This window comes from Sphingopyxis sp. BE235, from assembly GCF_031457175.1.
GTDB lineage: Bacteria > Pseudomonadota > Alphaproteobacteria > Sphingomonadales > Sphingomonadaceae > Sphingopyxis.
The window spans coordinates 325,518-345,819 of the sequence record NZ_JAVDWC010000005.1 but is presented as its reverse complement, the minus strand read 5'-3'; the positions used below and the strand labels follow the sequence as shown (position 1 = coordinate 345,819).

17 protein-coding genes are annotated in these 20,302 nt (G+C 66.4%); 9 read left to right on the top strand and 8 right to left on the bottom strand.

Features of this window, described 5'->3' with window-relative positions:
* Positions 1-344 precede the first annotated feature (344 nt).
* The 3 genes from J2X38_RS20095 to J2X38_RS20085 all read left to right on the top strand — a co-directional run bounded on the left by J2X38_RS20095 (position 345) and on the right by J2X38_RS20085 (position 4,598).
* Complete coding sequence (locus tag J2X38_RS20095) at positions 345-1,727, top strand: DEAD/DEAH box helicase (RefSeq protein WP_310256737.1); 1,383 nt, start codon at positions 345-347, stop codon at positions 1,725-1,727.
* A 59-nt stretch (positions 1,728-1,786) separates the two neighbouring features.
* On the top strand, positions 1,787-3,454 hold the full coding sequence (locus J2X38_RS20090; RefSeq protein WP_058535956.1) for an MFS transporter: 1,668 nt from the start codon (positions 1,787-1,789) through the stop codon (positions 3,452-3,454).
* A gap of 97 nt (positions 3,455-3,551) precedes the next feature.
* Positions 3,552-4,598 (top strand): alpha/beta hydrolase, encoded by a 1,047-nt coding sequence (locus J2X38_RS20085; protein WP_310256733.1) that lies wholly within the window; start codon positions 3,552-3,554, stop codon positions 4,596-4,598.
* Here the strand turns inward: J2X38_RS20085 and J2X38_RS20080 are convergent.
* From J2X38_RS20080 to J2X38_RS20050, 7 genes are all read right to left on the bottom strand, one after another.
* Entirely contained in the window at positions 4,549-5,304 is a 756-nt protein-coding gene (locus J2X38_RS20080) for an alpha/beta fold hydrolase (RefSeq protein ID WP_310256730.1), read from the bottom strand. The genes J2X38_RS20085 and J2X38_RS20080 overlap by 50 nt on opposite strands.
* A 150-nt stretch (positions 5,305-5,454) precedes the next feature.
* A complete protein-coding gene (locus tag J2X38_RS20075; RefSeq protein ID WP_058536475.1) occupies positions 5,455-5,697 on the bottom strand; it encodes a hypothetical protein in 243 nt (80 codons plus the stop codon).
* Between the two features lie 132 nt (positions 5,698-5,829).
* Positions 5,830-6,780 (bottom strand): DUF5996 family protein, encoded by a 951-nt coding sequence (locus tag J2X38_RS20070; RefSeq protein ID WP_310256727.1) that lies wholly within the window; start codon positions 6,778-6,780, stop codon positions 5,830-5,832.
* A gap of 317 nt (positions 6,781-7,097) precedes the next feature.
* Positions 7,098-7,769 carry an MnmC family methyltransferase gene (locus J2X38_RS20065; RefSeq protein ID WP_310256724.1) on the bottom strand — a complete coding sequence of 224 codons (672 nt, stop codon included), beginning with the start codon at positions 7,767-7,769 and terminating at the stop codon, positions 7,098-7,100.
* 109 nt (positions 7,770-7,878) lie between these two features.
* The gene (locus J2X38_RS20060) at positions 7,879-9,129 is read right to left on the bottom strand and encodes an N-succinylarginine dihydrolase (protein ID WP_310256721.1); all 1,251 of its coding nucleotides are present in this window, start codon (positions 9,127-9,129) and stop codon (positions 7,879-7,881) included.
* 3 nt (positions 9,130-9,132) lie between these two features.
* Positions 9,133-10,134: an arginine N-succinyltransferase gene (locus J2X38_RS20055; protein ID WP_058535962.1), complete on the bottom strand. Its 1,002-nt coding sequence runs from the start codon at positions 10,132-10,134 to the stop codon at positions 9,133-9,135.
* Positions 10,131-11,339, bottom strand: a complete 1,209-nt coding sequence (locus J2X38_RS20050) for a hydrolase (RefSeq protein ID WP_310256717.1) — start codon at positions 11,337-11,339, stop codon at positions 10,131-10,133. Before J2X38_RS20050 ends, J2X38_RS20055 begins: the two co-directional genes overlap by 4 nt.
* A 194-nt stretch (positions 11,340-11,533) precedes the next feature.
* Between J2X38_RS20050 and J2X38_RS20045 the strand changes: the two genes are divergently transcribed.
* The gene (locus J2X38_RS20045; protein WP_058535964.1) at positions 11,534-12,709 is read left to right on the top strand and encodes a GGDEF domain-containing protein; all 1,176 of its coding nucleotides are present in this window, start codon (positions 11,534-11,536) and stop codon (positions 12,707-12,709) included.
* A gap of 2 nt (positions 12,710-12,711) precedes the next feature.
* Here the strand turns inward: J2X38_RS20045 and J2X38_RS20040 are convergent, their stop codons facing one another.
* A complete protein-coding gene (locus tag J2X38_RS20040) occupies positions 12,712-13,011 on the bottom strand; it encodes a hypothetical protein (RefSeq protein WP_056371424.1) in 300 nt (99 codons plus the stop codon).
* Positions 13,012-13,225: 214 nt separating this feature from the next.
* Here J2X38_RS20040 and J2X38_RS20035 point away from each other — a divergent pair, with 214 nt between their 5' ends.
* From J2X38_RS20035 to J2X38_RS20015, 5 genes are all read left to right on the top strand, one after another.
* The gene (locus J2X38_RS20035) at positions 13,226-15,319 is read left to right on the top strand and encodes a malate synthase G (protein WP_310256712.1); all 2,094 of its coding nucleotides are present in this window, start codon (positions 13,226-13,228) and stop codon (positions 15,317-15,319) included.
* Between the two features lie 391 nt (positions 15,320-15,710).
* A complete protein-coding gene (locus J2X38_RS20030; protein ID WP_310256709.1) occupies positions 15,711-16,682 on the top strand; it encodes a magnesium transporter CorA family protein in 972 nt (323 codons plus the stop codon).
* Positions 16,683-16,893: 211 nt separating this feature from the next.
* Positions 16,894-17,388 (top strand): hypothetical protein, encoded by a 495-nt coding sequence (locus tag J2X38_RS20025; protein WP_310256707.1) that lies wholly within the window; start codon positions 16,894-16,896, stop codon positions 17,386-17,388.
* Between the two features lie 28 nt (positions 17,389-17,416).
* Complete coding sequence (locus J2X38_RS20020; protein WP_310256704.1) at positions 17,417-18,040, top strand: DJ-1/PfpI family protein; 624 nt, start codon at positions 17,417-17,419, stop codon at positions 18,038-18,040.
* An 81-nt stretch (positions 18,041-18,121) separates the two neighbouring features.
* Positions 18,122-20,137: a GMC family oxidoreductase N-terminal domain-containing protein gene (locus J2X38_RS20015; protein WP_310256701.1), complete on the top strand. Its 2,016-nt coding sequence runs from the start codon at positions 18,122-18,124 to the stop codon at positions 20,135-20,137.
* Positions 20,138-20,302 lie beyond the last annotated feature (165 nt).

The window sequence follows — 20,302 nt, the reverse complement described above, 5'->3', positions numbered from 1 at the left end:
CGTCGCTTGACGTCGATAGCGGCCCCCGCCTTCGCGGGGGCGACGATTATCTTGAAGAAGGAACAGCGTCTTCACAAGCTCAGGGCAAACGGAATAGGTAAGCGCGCAATTATCTTGCAAAACTGCGCAACCCATGCCATATGTTGTGCAGCGCAGCATGGCGGGACCTCCCGCCGTAACCACCGGCAGCGTGATTTTCCCGCCCGAAACAGGCGCGGGACGAGCCGGACCAGCGCTTTGTCCCCAGAGGCACCCTTTCACGCGGGTCGTTTCGAACCCGCGGCCGTGCGCCGTCCGTTCGGACCGAACGGATGCGCCTGCGCGTCGCCCTATGTGAGTATTTTATGACGACTTTTAACGACTTTGGCCTGCACGCCGACATCAATCGCGCGCTTGCCGCCAAGGATTATACCACCCCGACCCCGATTCAGACGCAGGCGATCCCGCCGCTGATGAAGGGCCGCGACCTGTGCGGTATCGCGCAGACGGGCACCGGCAAGACCGCCGGTTTCTCGCTGCCGTCGATCCATCATCTTTTGACCTATCCGCACCGCCCGACCCCGCGCGGCTGCCGCATGCTCGTCCTCGCGCCGACGCGTGAGCTGGCCGCGCAGATCGCGCAAAGCTGCCGCGACTATGGCCGCTTCACCAAGCTCAGCGTCACGACGGTGTTCGGCGGCGTGCCGATCAACAAGCAGATCCGCGACCTGTCGGGCGGCGTCGATATCCTCGTCGCGACCCCGGGCCGCCTGCTCGACCTGATCGACCAGCGCGCGCTGCGCCTCGACGACGTCGAGATCTTCGTCCTCGACGAAGCCGACCAGATGATGGACATGGGCTTCATCCACTCGCTGCGCCGCATCGCCAAGCTGCTCCCGTCGCGCCGCCAGAACCTTTTCTTCTCGGCGACGATGCCCAAGGAAATCGCCCACCTCGCCGAACAGTTCCTCGAGGATCCGGTGACCGTGTCGGTCACCCCGGCCGCGACCACGGTCGAAAAGATCAGCCAATATTCGACCTTCGTCGAACAGAAGGAAAAGCAGGCGCTGCTGCACTCGGTCATTGCCAGCGAAGACATCGACCGCGCGCTGATCTTCACCCGCACCAAGCATGGCGCCGACCGCGTCGTGCGTCACCTCGCGGGCGCGAACATCAAGGCGATGGCGATCCATGGCAACAAGAGCCAGTCGCAGCGCACCCACGCGCTGCAGGCGTTCCGCTCGGGCGACATCAAGCTGCTCGTCGCGACCGACATTGCTGCACGCGGCATCGACGTGTCGGGGGTCAGCCATGTGATCAACTTCGAGATCCCGAACGTGCCCGAACAATATGTCCACCGCATCGGCCGCACCGCGCGCGCCGGCGCCGAGGGCAAGGCGATCAGCTTCATCGCGCCCGATGAGCGTCCGTACATGCGCGATATCGAGCGCGTGACGCGGAGCAAGTCCGAACCGATGCCGCTGCCCGAGAATTTCAACGAGCTGGTGCGCAATCTGCCCAAGCCGGCACAGCCGCCGCGCGACACGGGCAGCCAGGGCCGCGACCCCAATCGCCAGCGTCAGGACGCGCATCGTCAGCGCGATGGCGGCCAGCCGCGCGGCGAACGCGGTCCGCGCCGCGATGGTGCGGCAGCCGGCGAGGGTGCCGAAGGCCAGCGCAAGCGCCGTTTCCGCCCGCGCAACAAGAGCGTCGGCGCACACAAAGGTGCGGTCAAGCGCGTCGGTTGACGCACGCTACCCGTCCGCTAGACCCTTCGCCCACAAGATAATGGGCGAAGGGGTAGCGGATGACGAACGGTGACGGCGCGGCGGCACTCGAAACCCGGCAGAGCGAACGCAAGGTCATCCTGGCCTCGTCGCTCGGCACGGTGTTCGAATGGTATGATTTCTACCTCTACGGCCTGCTCGCGACGATTATTTCGGCGCAATTCTTTTCGGGCGTCAACGAAACCACCGGCTTCATCTTTGCGCTCGGCGCCTTCGCCGCGGGCTTTGCGGTAAGGCCGTTCGGCGCGCTCGTGTTCGGGCGCATCGGCGACCTTGTCGGGCGCAAGAACACCTTTCTCGTCACCATGGGGCTGATGGGCGCGTCGACCTTCCTCGTCGGTGTCCTGCCCAGCTATGCGTCGATCGGCGTCGCGGCGCCGATCCTCCTCGTGCTGCTCCGTCTCGTCCAGGGGCTCGCGCTCGGCGGCGAATATGGCGGCGCCGCGACATATGTCGCCGAACATGCGCCCGAGGGCAAACGCGGGCTCTTCACCAGCTTCATCCAGACCACCGCGACGCTCGGCCTGTTCGCGGCGCTCGGCGTCGTCATCGTCATCCGCTCGGTCATGGGCGAGGCGGCGTTCGCCGACTGGGGCTGGCGCATTCCCTTCCTCATCTCGGTAATCCTGCTCGGCGTGTCGCTGTGGATCCGCCTCCAGCTCGAGGAAAGCCCGGTCTTCAAGCAGATGAAGGAAGAGGGCACGACCTCGAAGGCGCCGCTCACCGAGGCGTTCGGCCGCTGGGAGAATCTCAAATGGGTGATCGTCGCGCTGTTCGGCGCGGTCGCGGGGCAGGCGGTCGTCTGGTATTCGGGGCAATTTTACGCGCTCTTCTTCCTCGAAAAGACGCTGAAGGTCGACGGCGCCACCGCGAACATATTGATCGCCATCGCGCTCGCGCTCGGCACGCCCTTCTTCATCTTCTTCGGCTGGCTCAGCGACAAGGTCGGGCGAAAGCCGATCATCCTCGCGGGCTGCGCGCTCGCCGCGCTCACCTATTTCCCGGCGTTCCAGATGCTCACCGCCGCCGCCAATCCCGCGATGGCCAAGGCACAGCAGAACGCCGCCGTCATCATGGCGGCCGATCCCGGGTCCTGCTCGTTCCAGTTCGATCCGATCGGCGGCAACAAGTTCGAAGGCAGCGGCTGCGACATTATCAAGTCGACGCTGGCAAAGGCGGGTGCGAGCTACACGTCTTTCACGCGCGAACGCATGACGGGCGAGCCCGCGCGCGTGCGCATCGGCTCGCGCGTCCTCGCCGCGCCCGATCCCTGGCGCCTTGCCGAAGAGGATCGCGCCGGCGCGATCGCCGCGTTCCGCTCCGAACTCCAGAATGCGCTGACCGACGCCGGCTATCCGGCAAAGGCCGATCCGGCGGCGATCAACAAGCCGCTCGTCGTCGCGATCCTCTTCTACCTCGTGCTGCTGGTGACGATGGTCTACGGCCCGATCGCGGCATTGCTCGTCGAACTCTTCCCCAGCCGCATCCGCTACACCGCGATGTCGCTGCCCTATCATATCGGCAACGGCTGGTTCGGCGGTTTCCTGCCGACGACGGCGTTCGCGATGGTCGCGGCGACGGGCAACATCTATTACGGCCTCTGGTATCCGGTGATCGTCGCGGTGATCACATTGATCGTCGGGCTGTTGTTCCTGCCCGAAACCTTCCGGCGGAAAATTCACGAGTAGACAATATTGACCCTCCCCATGGCTGCGCCACGGGGAGGATCTTCACATTGACGGAGCAGCCATGCTCGCTAGGTTCGCGCGGAGCCTTGAGGGGGGCATGATGATTGCCGACGACATAGATTTCGATCCGCCGCCGCCACCGCGGCGTCCGTTCTTTCGGCGCAAGCGGGTGCTGATCCCGCTCGCGTTGTTGCTCGCGATCGTGGTCGGTTTCCTCCTGCTCCTGACGCCTGATACCGACCGCGACGCGATGATCGCCAAATATGGCGGCCCGAACGCGGCATTCGTCGCGGGGCCGGCGGGGCAGCGGATTCACTATCGCGATCAGGGCAAGGCGGGCGGCCCCGCGATCATCCTCGTCCATGGCGCCAATGCCAGCCTTCATACGTGGGAACCGCTGGTGAAGCGGCTCGGCGCCACCTACCGGATCGTCACGCTCGACCTGCCGGGACACGGGCTGACCGGTGCGACCCCCGACACCGATTATTCGGCCGAGGGCATGATGAACGCGGTCGACGTCGTCGCGGCGAAGCTCGGGCTCGATCATTTCATCCTCGGCGGCAATTCGATGGGCGGCTGGGTCAGCTGGCGCTACGCGCTCGCGCAGCCTTCGCGCGTCGATGCGCTGTTGCTGATCGACGCCGCGGGCATGCCGCTGCGGCCGGGCGAAAAGAGGCCCGAATCGAATGTCGGTTTCCGCGTCCTCGAATATCCCTTCGGCCGCTGGCTGGCGACGCGCGTCACGCCGCGGATGCTCGTCGAACAGTCGCTGCGCGGGTCGCTCGAGAAACAGGAGATCGTCGATGACGCGATGATCGACCGCTATTGGGAGCTGCTGCGCTTTCCGGGCAATCGCGAAGCGACGGTGCTGCGCGCGCGGATGGACCGCGAGCCCAGGGTGGCGGCGCGTGTCGGCGAGATCGAGGTGCCGACGCTGATTCTGTTCGGCGACAAGGACCGGATCATCAACCCCAGCGCCGCGAAAACGTTCAACGAACGCATCGCGGGGTCCGAGGTCGTGATGTTGCCCGGCATCGGTCATCTGCCGATGGAGGAAGCCCCCGATGCGACCGCGAAGGCGATCGCCGACTTCCTTACGCGGCGGCTTGTTGCCCCGCCGCCGGCGAATCCAGAAACGCGCTGATCCGCGCCGAGATGGCCGCGGCATGCGTGAAAGGGAAGAGGTGCGATCCCGGCACCATTTCCAGCACCGCGCCATCGATCTGGTCGGCGAGCATCTCGCCATAGCAGGCGGGCATCACGCCATCCTGCTCGCCCATCAGCACCAGCGCCGGAAGCTCTTTCAGCCCCGACAGGAAACCCATGCTGCTCCATCCGATCATCGCGGCACTCTGGTAGGCGATGCCGAGCGGGGTCGCGGTCTGGATCTTGAGCCCGCTCGCCAGCATGTCGTCGTCGAACATCGCGGCCCAGCCGATCCCCGGCGCGCCCATGACCGGGGTCGTCGCCATCAGCACAAGACGGCGCACGCGCCCCGGAAACTGGATCGCGATCTGCTGTGCCAGCGCGCCGCCCCAGCTGAACCCGGCGACGTCGATCATCTTGTGCCCAAGGCGGTCGGCGATCTCCATCACCACCGCCGCGATCGTCGGCGCGCCATAGGGCAGCAGCGCGTCGGGCGAACCGCCGACGCCGGGCATGTCGAGCGTCCACACTTCGCGGTCATGGATCTGCGCGAGCAGCGGCGCAGCGGCGACCAGATCGGCACCGATGCCATTGAGGAACAGCAAGGGCGTGCCGGGCGTGCCCGCACGCCAGCGCGCGACGCGGAGGCTCAGGCCGTATATATGCTCGTTGCTGATGGCCGGCCGGCCGCTGATCCTGCTCATGGGCACGCCTTCGCATATCTGGATGACGTGGGGAAGGCGGGGGCTGTATATTCCGTCGCCCCTGCGAAGGCAGGGCCCGCTGGCAGCCTTGCCCCGCCCGTGCCGTGTAAACCGATTGCGGCCCCTGCCTTCGCAGGGGCGACGTCGTTGCTATTCCGTCGTCTGCCGCGCGGCCTCCGCCGCCTGCTCGAAGCGCAGGCAATCGAAAATCTTCGCGCCCGCAAGGAACACCGATCCGGTGCAGGCCAGCAGCAACAGTTTGCCGCCGGTCCCCGGATATTCGTGCAGATAGGCGGCGCCGCGCGCCATCGCCCCGACGGCGAGCGCATAGATGATGAGGCACGCTTCGAAGCGGGTCTTGATGACGAACAGGCGTCCGATTTTTTTCAGCATCACCATAGCCTAAGCAAGCGCCGTGCCACTGGCGCAAATGCGGGATTCGGCGCGCCGGGCTTATGGTAAACTGTAAGTTAATCCGACAGATGGGGGCAAGCCACCAGGGCATCCGTTCGGCGAACAGGCGGTTCAATTCGTCTCGCGAACCCGCGCCGGCGCGCCCAGCGGGCACTCCAGCGCGGCGCGGTCCCAGGCCGCGGCGTCGGCCGCGGCGCCATAGCTGCGCTCAAGGAAATCGAGCAGCAGCGCATCGGGCGACGCCGCCGTCCGCACCGCGTCATAAGGCAGGATATATTCGCCCATGCCGGCGTCGAAGCGCGCCGCGTCGGGCACCGGATAGTCCCGAAACCCGGCCGGTTCGGGATAGGCGTAGGAATAAAAGGCTGGCTCGGGAAAAGCGTCGCCGCCCGGCCAGAAGCCGGCGCTGCTGACCTCGTGCGAATAGGCCTCGCGCGTCACCGGGTCGGGCAGGCCCGGCACGCCGCCGGGGTGCGGCGGCGCCGCGCGGCCCGAAAAGCGCGTGACGGCCAGGTCGAAGCTGCCCCAGAAGAAATGCACCGGGCTCGCCTTGCCCAGAAACCCGCTGCGGAACAGCTTGAACACGCGGTCGACCTGCATCAGCGCGCGCCAGAAACGATGCGCGGCCTCGGCGTCATAGCTTTTGTGGCTCTCGTCGCGCGCGAACGGGATCGGGTCGGGCACCTCGTTCGGCACGCCATGGATGCGCACCGCGATGCCAAGGTCGGCGAGCAATCCCAACAGCCGATCGTGGAAATCGGCGACGCTGCGCGGTTCGAGCACGAGCTCGCGGGTCTGCCCCTGGCTCGTGCGGCAGATCAGCCGGTGGACGATGAAGTCGAATTCGATTTCGAGCAGTTCGTGCCCGACCGGGATCGGCGATGTGGTGAGGCCGCGCGCGCTGACATAGAGCGGCACCTGCCAGCCATGGTTGAGCCAGGGTGTCAGCGACAGGCGGATCTTGCCGACGATCTGCGTCCACAGCTGCAGCGTGATCGCGGTATCGCGCCAGTCGGCCCAGCGCAGTTCGGGCCAGATCGCGGATTGCTCGGTCGGTGACATCGCGGCTTTCCTTCGCCAAATATCGTACGCCGCCCCGCCTGAAGTGTAGCCGTTTCTGTGCCTAAAAATAGCGCGGAATCGGTCCGGCCTACGGCGTCTGGTCGAAAAGGCGGCGATGACATCGGGGTGTGAGCGGACGGTGGCGTCCTTACCCTTCGTCATCCCGGACTCTTACCCTTCGTCATCCCGGACTTGATCCGGGATCCCGCTTTGAGAAGGCATCGGCAGGCTGCGACATCAAGCGGGACCCCGGATCAAGTCCGGGGTGACGAGAGTATGGGGGTCTGCAATCGGTCGGGAGCCAAGCGCGACCGCCGCTAGTTCACCCGCGCAAACCAGATGACGTGCCGCGGGCCTTTGCCGTTGCTGCGCGCGCGCACGCCGACCTCTTCGACCTGAAAGCCCGCCGCCGCCAACCGGCGCGTGAAGCGGGCGTCGGGCGCTGCCGACCATATCGCCAAAATGCCGCCGGGGCGCAGCGCCGCCTTGGCCGTGGCGAGGCCCGCCGCCGAATAGAGACCCTCGTTGGCATCGCGCGTCAGGCCATCGGGCCCATTGTCGACGTCGAGCAGGATCGCGTCATAGCGGCGCGTCGCCGCGCCGATCACCTTCGACACATCGCCGAGGACCAGCTCGACGCGCGGATCGTCGAGACAGCCCGCCGCCAGCTCGGCCATCGGGCCGCGCGCCCACTCGATGATGCCCGGCACCAGTTCGGCCACCGCAATCTTTGCATCGGGCCCGAGCGTCGCCAGTGCGGCGCGCAGGGTGAACCCCATGCCATAGCCGCCGATCAGCAGGCTGGCACCCTTCTGGCTGCGCAGCCGGTCGCAGGTCATCGTCGCCAACGCTTCTTCGGAACCGCTCATCCGGCTGCTCATCAATTCATTGCGATCGATCGCGATGATGAAATCGTCACCGCGCCGGTACAGCCGCAGTTCGTCGCCGCCCGGCACCTCGGCGGTGCCGATCAGTTCGCGAATCTTCAACTTACGTCGCCCTTTTTCTTGTCGTCACCCCGGACTTGATCCGGGGTCCAGGCTGCGGGGGCGGCGATGGATGCCGGATCAAGTCCGGCATGACGAAGCGAATATGCCGTCAAACCAGCTCGCCGAGATCGAGCGTTTCGAGCAGCGCCGCGCGCGCCTTGCGCACGTCGCTTGCCAGCGCGGCCGACGCGAGATCGCCCGGCGCGATCGCTTCGGGCCAGTGCTTCGCCACGACGCCCGCAATCCGGTCGAGCTTTGCTTCGTCGGCGATAAAGCGCGGATCGACCGTCGCCGGATCGGCGACGACACGCAGGCGCAGGCATGCCGGCCCGCCGCCGTTCGCCATCGACTGGCGGACGTTCACCGGCAGCAGGCGGCGGATCGGGCCGTTGCCCGCGACATGTGCCTCCAGCCAGTTCCACACCGCGGGCGTGGCCTGCGCCTCGGTCGGCAGCACCAGCCCCATGCCGCCGCCATCGGGCAGGCTGACGAGCTGCGCGTTGAACAGATAGGATTTGATCGCGTCGGGCAGGCTCACCGCGCTCGCGGGCACCTCGACGATCTCGACCGCGGGGAAGGCGGCGCGGATCTCGGCGTGCGCCGCCTCGCGGTCCTCGAACGCGGTTTCGTGGGTGAAGAGCACATGCTCGTTCGCGACCGCGACGACATCGTTGTGGAACGCGCCGCCCTGGATCGCCGTGTCCGACTGACGGATGAACAGCGTACGCGCCGGATCGAGCCCGTGGTTGCGCGCGATCGCCTTCGACGCGTCGAGATGCTGGCGCGCCGGAAAGCGCCCGCCGCCGACGCCATAGACGAAGATCTCGACGCCTTGCCCGTCGTGCCCGCTGCACAGCCGCATATGGTTCGCCGCGCCCTCGTCGCCGAAGGGGGCGGGGACCGGCGCATGCACCGCAAAGGCGGGGTCGGCGAACGCGAGGCGAAGCTGTGCGAGTGTGCCCGGCCATTCGTGGCTGCGGTGCGGCATGGTGACGAGGTTCGCGACGGTCAGATGGCATTTACCGTCGGCGCTGTCGGGCGCGGGGGAGACGGTCGCGGCGTTCGCGGCCCACATCGACGACGCCGACCACGCCTGCGCGCGCAAATGCCCCTCGGCATCTTCGGGGGTCGTGCCGAGCGTCGCAAGCCACGGCGCGTCGGGCCGGTCGAGCGGGGTGAAGAAGCCCTGCGGCAGCCCGAGCGTCAGATTGTGGCGCATCTTCTCGATGCCCTGCAGCGCCGCGGCGCGCGGCTGCGACACGTCGCCGGCATTGCTCGCCGACGCGATATTGCCGCGGCTGAGCCCCGCATAATTGTGGCTCGGGCCGATGATCCCGTCGAAATTGATTTCGGTCAGCATCGTTTAACGTCCGATCCAGCTGATGCCGCTGCCCTTGCCGACACCCAGCAGCTTCGCGGCCTCGCTGTCGAGGGTCGCGCCGTCGCCGATCTTGCCAAAACAACAGCGGAAATCGGCGAGTTGCCCCGTCGCGACCAGCGCGTCCTCTCCCGTTTCGGCGATGGCCGAAATCTCGATATGCTTGGCGTCCTTGATGCTCGCGACCTGATCGGTGCGCGCGGTCATCGTCGGGCCGCCGTCGAAGATGTCGACATAATTTTCGAACGCGAAGCCCTCATTCTCGAGCATGCGCATCGCCGCGCGCCCGGTCGGGTGCGGCACGCCGATGACGCTGCGCGCATGCTCGCCCAGCATCGCGATATAGACGGGATGCTTCGGCATCAGGTCGGCGATGAACTGGTTGCCGTGGACCGCATTGAACTGGTCGGCTTCCTGGAAATTCATGCCAAAGAACTTGCCCGCGACCCCGTCCCAGAAGGGCGATCCGCCCGCCTCGTCGATCACCCCGCGCAGCTCGGCGAGGATGCGGTCGCCGAAGCGCGCGCGGTGCCGCGCGATGAACAGATAGCGCGACCGCGCGAGCAACAGCCCGAGCCCGCCGGCGCGCGCCGCGGGGTGCAGGAACAGCCCGCCGACCTCGCTCGCGCCGTTCAGGTCGTTGCTCAGCATCAGCACCTGCGCGTGGAAGGTGCGGTCGAGCTGCTCGCTATGCTTGCTGTCGGTGCCGATGCGGTACGAATAGAAGGGCCAGCGCTGGCCGACCTGCCCGAAAATCTGGCAGGTGCCGCGCACTTCGCCGCTGTCCATGTCTTCGAGCACGAGCAGGTACAGCTCGTCCGACGGATATTCCTTGTCGCTCGCGAACGAGGCTTCGGTGCGCTCCAGCTTGGCACGCAACGCATTCTTGTCGGGGGGCAGGTTGGTGAAGCCGCCACCGGTCAGCTTCGCCATCTCGTAAATGCTCTGCAAGTCGCCCGGCTTGGCCGCCCGGATCACATAATTCACACCGTCCCCCGTTCCGCTATTCTTATCATGGTGAGTGCCGACAGCTGCGCGCGCTCGGCGAGGCTGTCGACGATCAGAAATTCGTCCGACGAATGGATCGCGCCGCCGCGCGGGCCCATCGTGTCGACCACCGGCACGCCGCACGCCGCGATATTATTGCCGTCGCACACCCCGCCGGTCGCGTTCCAGCCGATCGGCAGGCCAAGCGCGGCGCCGCAGTCGCGCACCAGCTCGAACAGGCGCGTCGCCGCGGCGTCGAGCGGCTTCGGCGGGCGATTGAAGCCGCCGTGGACGTGGCAATGCACGTCATGCTCGCGCGAGATTGCCGCGATCGCATCGCGCATCGCCGCTTCGGCCGCCGCCATCGCATCGGGGGTCGACGGGCGCATGTTGACGCGCAGGATCGCGCTGTCGGGCACGATATTGTTCGGGCCGCCGCCGTCGATCTTCGCCGGATTGACCTTGAGCGTATCGGACTTCAGCGCGCCGAGCCGCAGCGCGAGATCGGCGGCGGCGAGCAAGGCATTGCGCCCGTCCTGCGGATTGCGCCCGGCGTGCGCGGCGCGGCCGTGGACGATCACCGAGAAATTGCCGCTGCCCGGCCGCGCGCCCGCCAGCGTGCCGTCGGGCAGCGCGGGTTCATAGGTCAGCGCCGCGGTCTTGCCCTTTGCAAGTTCGGCGATCAGCCGCGCCGACGCCTGGCTTCCCGTTTCCTCATCGCTGTTGATCATCACGTCATAGCCGACGCGGCTCGCGAGCGGCGATGCCTCCAGCGCGGTGAGCGCCGCGAGGATCACCGAAATGCCGGCCTTCATGTCGGCGGTGCCGGGGCCGTTGAGCACGCCGTCTTCCAGCCACTTCAACGTCTGGAATGGGTGATCTACGGCAAACACCGTGTCCATATGCCCGGTCAGCAGCAGCTGCACGGGCGCCTCGGGGCGCACGCGCAGGTGCAAATGGTCGCCGCGCTGGATGGTTTTGACGGTGCCGGCGCTGTCGACGCTTTCGACCGGATCGGCGGCAACCAGCCGGACTTCGCCGGGCAACGCCGCAAAGGCATCGGCCAGTTCGCCCGCGACGGTCTTCAATCCCGCGAGATTGCCGGTGCCGCTGTTGATCGCGGCCCATTTCTCCACCTGCACCAGCATCGGCGCATCGGCGGCGCGTTCGAGCGTCGCATTTTCTGTCGCGGTGAGACTGACCATGGGGTGGCTATAGCGAGCGGCGAGGGGCTTTTGCACCCCCGGGGCGGCACTTTTGTCTTCACTGTGCGGCAAGTCACTGTTCCGGGCCGCTCCCTTCGGTAATGGGGCAGTCGAATTGCACCGAATCGCAACACATTAACCGAAAGTTCGGAACAGCCTCGTTACGCTGACCGAACCGATAAGTGAGTGAGCCGATGACCGCCGCCTTTGTGCTTGGCATCAACATGTCCGTCGCCGGCATTTTCGCCGTTGCGTTCGCCGTGGTCGCGGCGACGAACCGCGACGCGCGCGGCGCGCGGTGGCTTGCGCTTGGCTACGGCATGGGGATCGTCAATGTCGCGCTCGAGTTTCTTCTGACCCGGCAGGTCGATCCCAACCCCGTCGGCATCGGCATTTTCCTCGTCTTCCTGCTCGCGCTCAGCTTCGCGCTGATCGGCGTCGCGCATCATTATCGCGCGCGGCCGCCGTGGGGCGCGATGGCCGCGATCTGGGTCGTCACCATCCTCGCCGTGCCAGTGATCTTCAGCATGACCTACGGCTCGATCGTGCGTCTGATGCTCTACCAGCTTCCCTATTTTGCGATGCAGACGCTGCTCGGGCTCGTGATCTGGCGCTCGGGCCGGCGTCAGGCGCTCGACCTGCTGCTCGTCGCGCTCCAGGTGATCGCGGCCGCCATCTATGTCGCCAAGCCCTTTATCGCGGCGATCGTGGGCACGGCGAGCGCACCGCAAGGCTATATGGCGACGACCTACGCCGCGATCTCGCAAAGCGGGAGCGTCGTCACGCTGATGGCGATCGCGCTCGTCATGCTGCTTGTGATCATGCGCGACACCACCGCGGAGATGGTCGCGCGCTCGGAAACCGATCCGCTTTCGAGCGTGCTCAACCGGCGCGGTTTCGAACATCATGCCGAACTGGCGTTGCTGCGCGGCGGGGACGTGACGGTGCTCGTCACGGCTGACCTCGACGACTTCAAGAAGATCAACGACAGTTTCGGCCACGCCGCGGGCGACGGGGTGATCGCGCATTTCGCGGCGATGCTGGTCGATGCCGCGCCCGCGGGTGCGATCGTCGGCCGGATCGGGGGCGAGGAATTCGCCGTCCTGCTTCCCGACGCGCTGCTGTCCGACGGCCGCCTCTACGCCGAAACCGTGCGCACGACCTTTGCGGCGGCGCAATTGCCGGTGCTGGGGGTCGATCGCGGCTTTACGGCGTCTTTCGGCGTCGCGCAGCGTACCACGGGCGATTCGCTGTTCGACCTGTCGCGCCGCGCCGACGCCGCGCTGTACCGCGCCAAGGCGGGCGGGCGGAATCAGGTGCGGGTCGCGATTGGCGAACTGGCGCCGGCACCCGCCGTGGGTGTTGCCTGATTTCAGACCGCGAGTAGCGGCGTGTCTTCGGGTTGCGGCGGCGCCGCTTCGAAGTTTGGCAGCGGATCGAAAGTCTCTTCGATCAGCTCGATCGACGCGAGGCCGCCGAGCTTGAAATGGCCGAGCCGCGGCTCCTCGTCGGATCGCCAGTTCTTGTTGAGGTTCAGCGCGCTGATAAACAGGTCGCCGCGCCGTTCGAACAGAAGATGCGGCGCCAGCGTCAGGACTTGCCCATTGTAATGCGCGGTCACCTTTCGCTTGCGGGCGATGGCTTCCATCAATTTCAGTCGTGTGTCGTCCATGGTTTCAGAGCCGTTCGGGGGAGAAAGGTTTTATTGTGCAATGCAGCATAATCACATGCGGGCGCGGTGGGCAAGTGCCGAAAGTCCGCGCAGCGGCTGAAAACCTATGCGGGAAACACCGCCCATTGCCAATCGAAATCAATCGCGGCATAGGGCGACGGCCCTTTCCTCCCCGGGTCCACTGGCGCAGCCGCGCCGACCAGAGGGTGCTTGCATGACTGAATTTCTCGATCGCTCCGGCCTGTCCGTCGATTCGCGACTGTCCGACTTTATCGAGCAGCGCGCGCTGCCGGGGACGGGGCTCGACGCCGCCAAATTCTGGAGCGATTTCGCCGGGCTGCTCGGCAAATTCACGCCTGAGAATGCGGCGTTGCTCATCAAGCGCGAGGATTTGCAGGTCCAGATCGACGCTTGGCACCACGGGCGTGCGGGGCAGACGCATGACGCTGCCGCCTATCAGGCGTTCTTGCGCAAAATCGGCTATCTCGTCCCCGAACCCGCGCCCTTTCAGGTCGGCACGCAGAATGTCGATCCCGAAATCGCGACGATGGCGGGACCGCAGCTCGTCGTGCCCGCGCTCAACGCGCGCTTCGCATTGAACGCCGCCAACGCGCGCTGGGGCAGCCTCTACGACGCCTTCTACGGCACCGACGCGCTCGATGCGCCGCCCGCCAAGCCGGGCGGCTACGACGCCGACCGCGGCGCCGCGGTGATCGCGCGCGCCAAGGCGTTCCTCGACGAAGCGGTGCCGCTTGCGTCGGGCAGCTGGGCCGACTGGCAGGGCGGAGAGCCCGCGCTCGCCGATCCGGCGCAACGGGCCGGCAGCAGGACCGGCGGCATCCTGCTCCGCCACAACGGCCTGCACATCGAACTGGTGATCGATCCCGCGAGCGCGATCGGCAAGACCGACCCCGCGGGGATCGCCGACGTCGTGCTCGAAGCCGCGCTGACGACGATCATCGACCTCGAGGACAGCGTCGCCGCGGTCGACGGCGAGGACAAGACGCTCGGCTACACCAACTGGCTCGGCCTGATGCGCGGCGACCTCGTCGAGAGCTTCGCCAAGGGCGGCGAGACTGTGACGCGCGCGATGGAGCCCGATCGCGAATGGACCTCGCCGTCGGGCGAAGCCTTCACGCTCCACGGCCGCAGCGTGATGTTCGTGCGCAACGTCGGTCATCTGATGACGACGCCGATGATCCGGCTGCCGGATGGCAGCGAAGCGCCCGAGGGGCTTTGCGACGCGGTCATCACCAGCCTTTGCTCGCTCCACGACCTCAAAGGGCTCGGCACGCTCCGCAACAGCCGCGCGGGCAGCATCTATATCGTCAAGCCCAAGCAGCACGGGCCCGAGGAATGCGGCTTCACCGACCGATTGTTCGATGCCGTGGAAGATATGCTCGGCCTCGCGCGCCACAGTATGAAGGTCGGCGTGATGGACGAGGAACGCCGCACCAGCGCGAACCTCGCCGCATGCATCGAGGCGGTGAAGGACCGCATCGTCTTCATCAACACCGGCTTCCTCGACCGCACCGGCGACGAAATTCACACCTCGATGCGCGCGGGTCCGATGATCCCCAAGGGCGAGATGAAGGCGAGCGACTGGATCGCCTCCTACGAGGACCGCAACGTCCGCATCGGCCTTGCCTGCGGTCTCAGCGGCAAGGCGCAGATCGGCAAGGGCATGTGGGCGATGCCCGACCTGATGAAAGCGATGCTCGAAGCCAAGATCGGCCATCCGAAATCGGGTGCGAACACCGCGTGGGTGCCGTCGCCGACCGCCGCGACGCTCCACGCGCTGCACTATCATCAGGTCGACGTGTTTGCGCGGCAGAGGGAAATCGCAGGCGAGGCCGTGCCCGCGCTCGACCGCCTGCTCAACATTCCGGTCGCCACGGGACGCAACTGGAGCGAGGCCGAAATCACCCGCGAGCTCGATAACAATTGCCAGGGCATCCTCGGCTATGTCGTGCGCTGGATCGATCAGGGCGTCGGCTGCTCGAAGGTTCCCGACATCGACGACGTCGGCCTTATGGAGGACCGCGCGACGCTGCGTATCGCCAGTCAGGCGCTCGCCAACTGGCTGCTCCACGGCGTCTGCACCCCCGAACAGGTCGACGCCGCGCTGGCACGCATGGCGGCCAAGGTCGACGCGCAGAATGCGGGCGATGCGCTGTACGAGAAACTGACCCCCGACGGCATCGCGTACCAGGCCGCGCGCGCGCTGATCTTCGAGGGCGTGACGCAACCGTCGGGCTATACCGAACCGCTGCTGCACAAATATAGGCAAGCGAAAAAGGCGGCGTAGCGCCAAAGGCGGCTTTCGACCTTCTTTTTCATCGTCACCCCGGACTTGATCCGGGGTCCCGCTGTTGGGTCAGGCCGTGCCGACGCGTCAGAAAAGCGGGATCCCGGGTCAAGCCCGGGATGACGAAGGGGGGGCAACGCCGCCCCGCCTTGATCTGTCACCGCCCAAAAACAGGGCAGCCCGGCGTCATTGCTTCACAAATTGACACCCCCGGCCGCCCGGCGCATATCGCCGCCCGCCGGGGCGCGACTCCGGCATCAACCCAAGGACCGAAAAATGGACCCCGACAGTAGACGTCGCACCATATGTCCGGCAGCCACGGCGGTCCGTCAGGGGTAATCTCCTGCGCATCTCCGGACGCTGGCGGACGCCAGCATTCAGGAGACACTCCATGTTCAACGCTTTCGTTCGCGAGGCCGATCGCCTCGTCCGCGCCGATATCGGCGCGGCAAACCCGCCCGCGATCCTGTGGGCGGATATCGTCCATCCGACCGCCGACGACGCCGCAAATGCCGCCGCCTTGCTCGGGATTTCGATCCCGACGCTGCCCGAAATGCAGGAAATCGAACCCTCGGCGCGGCTTTACGAAGAGGTCGGTGCGCAGTTCATGACGGTGCCGATCGTCGTCGGGCTCGACGGCGATGCACCGCGCCTCGCGCCGGTCACCTTCATCCTCGGCGCGGCGAGCCTCGCGACGGTGCGCCATGCCGAGGCGGCGCCGTTCGAACAGGTCGTCGCGCGCCGGCTGCGCACCAACGGTGCGACCACCGCCGAAACGCTGATGCTCGACCTGATCGAGGCGATCGTCGACCGCGTCGCCGACGTGCTCGAACGCAGCGCGCTTCATTGCGACACCGTGTCGCGCGACGTTTTTGCGCGGAAAGCGGCGGGCGGCGGGGCGGAAGGTCCGGCGCGCGATCTCGAAGCGATGCTCGGCCGCATCGGGCGCGAGGGCGACCTGCTCACCAAGCTGCGCGAATGCCTCGTCGGGCTCGCGCGGATGCTGTCCTATCATGGCACGCGGAGCGAAGGCAGCGCCCGCGAGGCGCGCGCACGGCTCAAGACGATCCAGCGCGACGTGCAGGCGCTGACCGATCACGCCAGCTTCCTGTCGGGCAAGATCAACTTCCTGCTCGACGCGACGCTCGGGCTGATCAACCTCGAGCAGAACCAGATCATCAAGATTTTCACCGTCGCCGCGGTGGCTTTCCTGCCGCCGACGCTGATCGCGTCGATCTACGGCATGAATTTCGACCTCATGCCCGAACTGCGCTGGCAGTACGGCTATCCCTTCGCGATTGGGCTGATGCTCGTCTCGTCGATCCTGCCCTTCGCCTATTTTCGCAAGCGCGGGTGGCTGTGATGCCGGTGGGAGACAGACGATGGGACCATCGAACCGCGACCGTATCGATCTGGACCTGCTCGCCGGCCGGCAGGGCGCGGCGGCGGGCAACGGCAGCGTCACGCTGGGGTCCACGATCCGGCGATAACGGAACGGCGAGCGGCCTTTAGCGACTTGCTGCTTGCGGCGCACACGTGTTAGAACATATATAGAACATCGTTGGAGATGCCCATTGTCCGCCGCCGTCGATCCTGCCTATCGCCATTATCCCAAGCACGCCGAGTTTCGCGAACCTATCGAAGCGGGTGGCGCGGCGCTCAAGCTCTATCACCTGACCGCCACCGACGCGCCGGTGCCGGACGATGTGGCCAGGCTCTGCGCCGACTGGTTCGCCGGACACGCGCCGGCGGCCGTGGCGCCGGGCGATTGCGGCTTCGTCATCCTCCACCGCTGCGGCGCCGATTTCTATTTCCTGCTCGTGTCGGTGTGGCGGGGGTCGAACGAACTCTGGGAAGCCGTCTGGTATCGCCACGGCGACATGCCCGCCTTCGCGCCGTTCGATTCGGCCTATCCGCCGGACGCCGGCGTGGTGCGCCCGACCTTCTGCGTCTGGGAGCTTGGAATCGTCGCGCACGAGAGCGCGGCGTGGGGCCGTTACCTCGCGTCGCCGCGCGACGACACCGCGCGGTCGCGCTGGGTTGATGATATCTTCGAAGGCGCTGTATAGGCGCCGCTCGTTTCACAGGAGTTTTGACGTGCAGATTGCGGTGCTGACCTTCGATGGCTTCAACGAACTCGATTCGTTCGTTGCGGCCGGAATCCTGAACCGTTTGCGGGGGCAGGGCTGGGAAGCGCACATCACGTCGCCGACGCCGCGCGTCACGTCGATGAACGGCGTGACGATCGAACGCCAGCAACCGCTCGACTTCGCGGCCAAGGCCGACGCGGTGATCATCGGCAGCGGCGTCAAAACGCGCGAGATCGCGGCGGACCCGCTGATGCTCGGGCGCATCCGGCTCGACCCGGCGCGCCAGTTGATCGGCGCGCAATGTTCGGGGACGCTGCTGCTCGCCAAGCTCGGGCTGATCGGCGCGCTCCCCGCGTGCACCGACCTCACGACCAAGCCGTGGGTGATCGAGGCGGGAGTCGAGGTGCTCGACGCGCCCTTCGTCGCGCACGGCAATGTCGCGACCGCGGGCGGCTGCCTCGCGTCGCAATATCTCGCCGCGTGGATCATCGCGCGGCTCGCCGGGACCACGGCGGCCGAAGAGGCGCTGCACTATGTCGCACCGGTCGGCGAGAAAGCGGACTATGTGGCGCGCGCGATGGCGGCGGTGCGGCCGTTCCTTGCGGAAGAAAATCTCGCGCGCACCGCGTAACTGGCGATCCCGTACAATAGATCTTGCCCCGGCCTGCTATAATCCGGCATTTTGCGGCGTGCGCAAACCGGGGGCAGGGCAATGACGGCACCGTTTAATTTCGGGCAGCTCAAATTTCTGAAGGCGCTGACCGAAGCGCTGTTTCACGACGCCGAGATGGTGATTTCGGCCGATCAGGTCGTCGCCAACGTCTGCGACCTGTTCGAAAAGGTCGGCGGCACCAAGCTCGACGAGATCCGCCTGTCGCTGACCGCGACCGAACTGGTGCTCGGCGGTCCCTTCTTTACCGAGAATGATGTCGCGGACCGCGTCGAAAGGCTGACCGATCGCCTCAAGAACAGCCAGATCGACCTGTTCCAGGACATGGCGCGGCTGCGCGGCGTCATCTACGCCTGCTATTACGGCCATTGGCAGCCCGGGCTCGAACCCGGCGACCAGAGCGCCAACGCCACCAATCCGGTGCACCGCCAGATCGGCTTCACCCTCCCCAAATTCCGCCAGCGCGGCAGCTATGACGTGCCGCTCGACCCCGTGCACGGGCGCGAGATCGACCCCGCGCATATCCTCGATGCGTCGACGCTCGAGGACGAATATGACGTGATCGTCATCGGCTCGGGCGCCGGGGGCGGGGTCGCCGCCTATAATATCGCGGCGCAGGGCTATAAGGTGCTGATCGTCGAGGCGGGCCCCTTTTATCCCAGCCACGCGATCACGCATCACGAACTCGACATGATCGCGAAGCTCTACAAGCATGGCGCGCTGCAAACCTCGACCAACCGCGATTTCGTGGTGTTCCAGGGGCGCTGCGTCGGCGGATCGTCGACGATCAACAACGGGATATGCCTGCGCGTCAACGAGCCGGGGCGCACGCATCCCGACGCCAGGGATGTGCTCGCCAAATGGGCGAGCATCGGCGCGCCCGTCGACGCCGCGGCGTTCCATGCCAGTTACGATTCGGTGCGCGACAAGCTCGGCATCGCACCGATCGAACCGCGCAGCGGGCGCCACAACGGCCCGCATCTGATCGAGGGATGGCGCACCTATGCGGCGGGGTCGACCAATCCGCGCGACCAGCGCGCGATCGCCGACTGGTTCGCGAAGAATTTCGGCCCGCCGAACACCGCCAGCGCCTGCGCCTATTGCGGCTATTGCAATTCGGGCTGCGCCTATGGCCGCCGCATGGGCATCGCGCAAACCTATCTGCCCGAGGCGTGCCGCGATTTCGGCGCGCGCATCCTGCCGGGGACCAAGGCCGAGCGCATCGTCTGGCAAACCGCCTACGACGGCCGGCGTGAGGCCGAAGCGGTCAAGCTGGTCCTCCCCGACGGGTCGAAGACGCTGGTCCGTGCGCGCGCCGGCGTCGTCGTCGCCGCGGGCACGATCGCGTCGTCAAAGCTGCTCGACCGCAGCGATATCGACCGCACCGGCTATCAGGTGTCGCTCAACGTCGCCTCGCCCGTCGTTGCCTTGATGCCCGACCGCGTCGGCGGCGATGCGTGGGACGAGGACCAGATGTCGAGCTATGTCGACTGCGGCGACTTCCTGCTCGAAAGCCATTTTCAGCCGCCGATGTCGATGGCGTCGCTGATGCCCGGCTGGTTCGGCGACCATGCGAGCCGGATGAAGAATTTCGGCCGCGTCCATTCGGCGGGCATCCTTTTTCCTGCCGACCGCCGCGGGCAGGTGAAGGACGGCAAGCTGGAGTTCCGGCTGGACGTGGACGACGATCTGCCGGTGCTGCGCGACGCGATGGCGACGCTGACCAAGGTCCATTTCGCCGCGGGGGCGCTCGAATGCTATCCCGCGCTGGCCAAAGGGCAAAAGATCACGCCCGGCATGGATGTCGATGCGTTTTTCCGCGATGCGATCCGCGAACAGGACGATGTCACGCTGTCGAGCAGCCACCCGCACGGCGGCAATGCGATCAACGAGGATCCGGCGTACGGCGTCGTCGACCTCGACTGCCGCGTCCACGAAACGACCAATGTGTTCGTCACCGACGCGAGCACTTTCCCCAGCTGCATCCGCGTCAACGCGCAATGGACGACGATGGCGATGGCGCAATATGCGACGGGACGGAGTGATCCGTTCGGGTGAGGGTGTGTTGATCCTCCCTGTCGCGCAGCGATGGGGAGGTGGCAGCGCGCAGCGCTGACGGAGGGGCGAATGGCGCGACGTTGCAGCCCCTCCACCACCGCCTGCGGCGGCGGTCCCCCTCTCCATCGCTGCGCGACAGGGAGGATTGGCTCCTCGCAATAACCT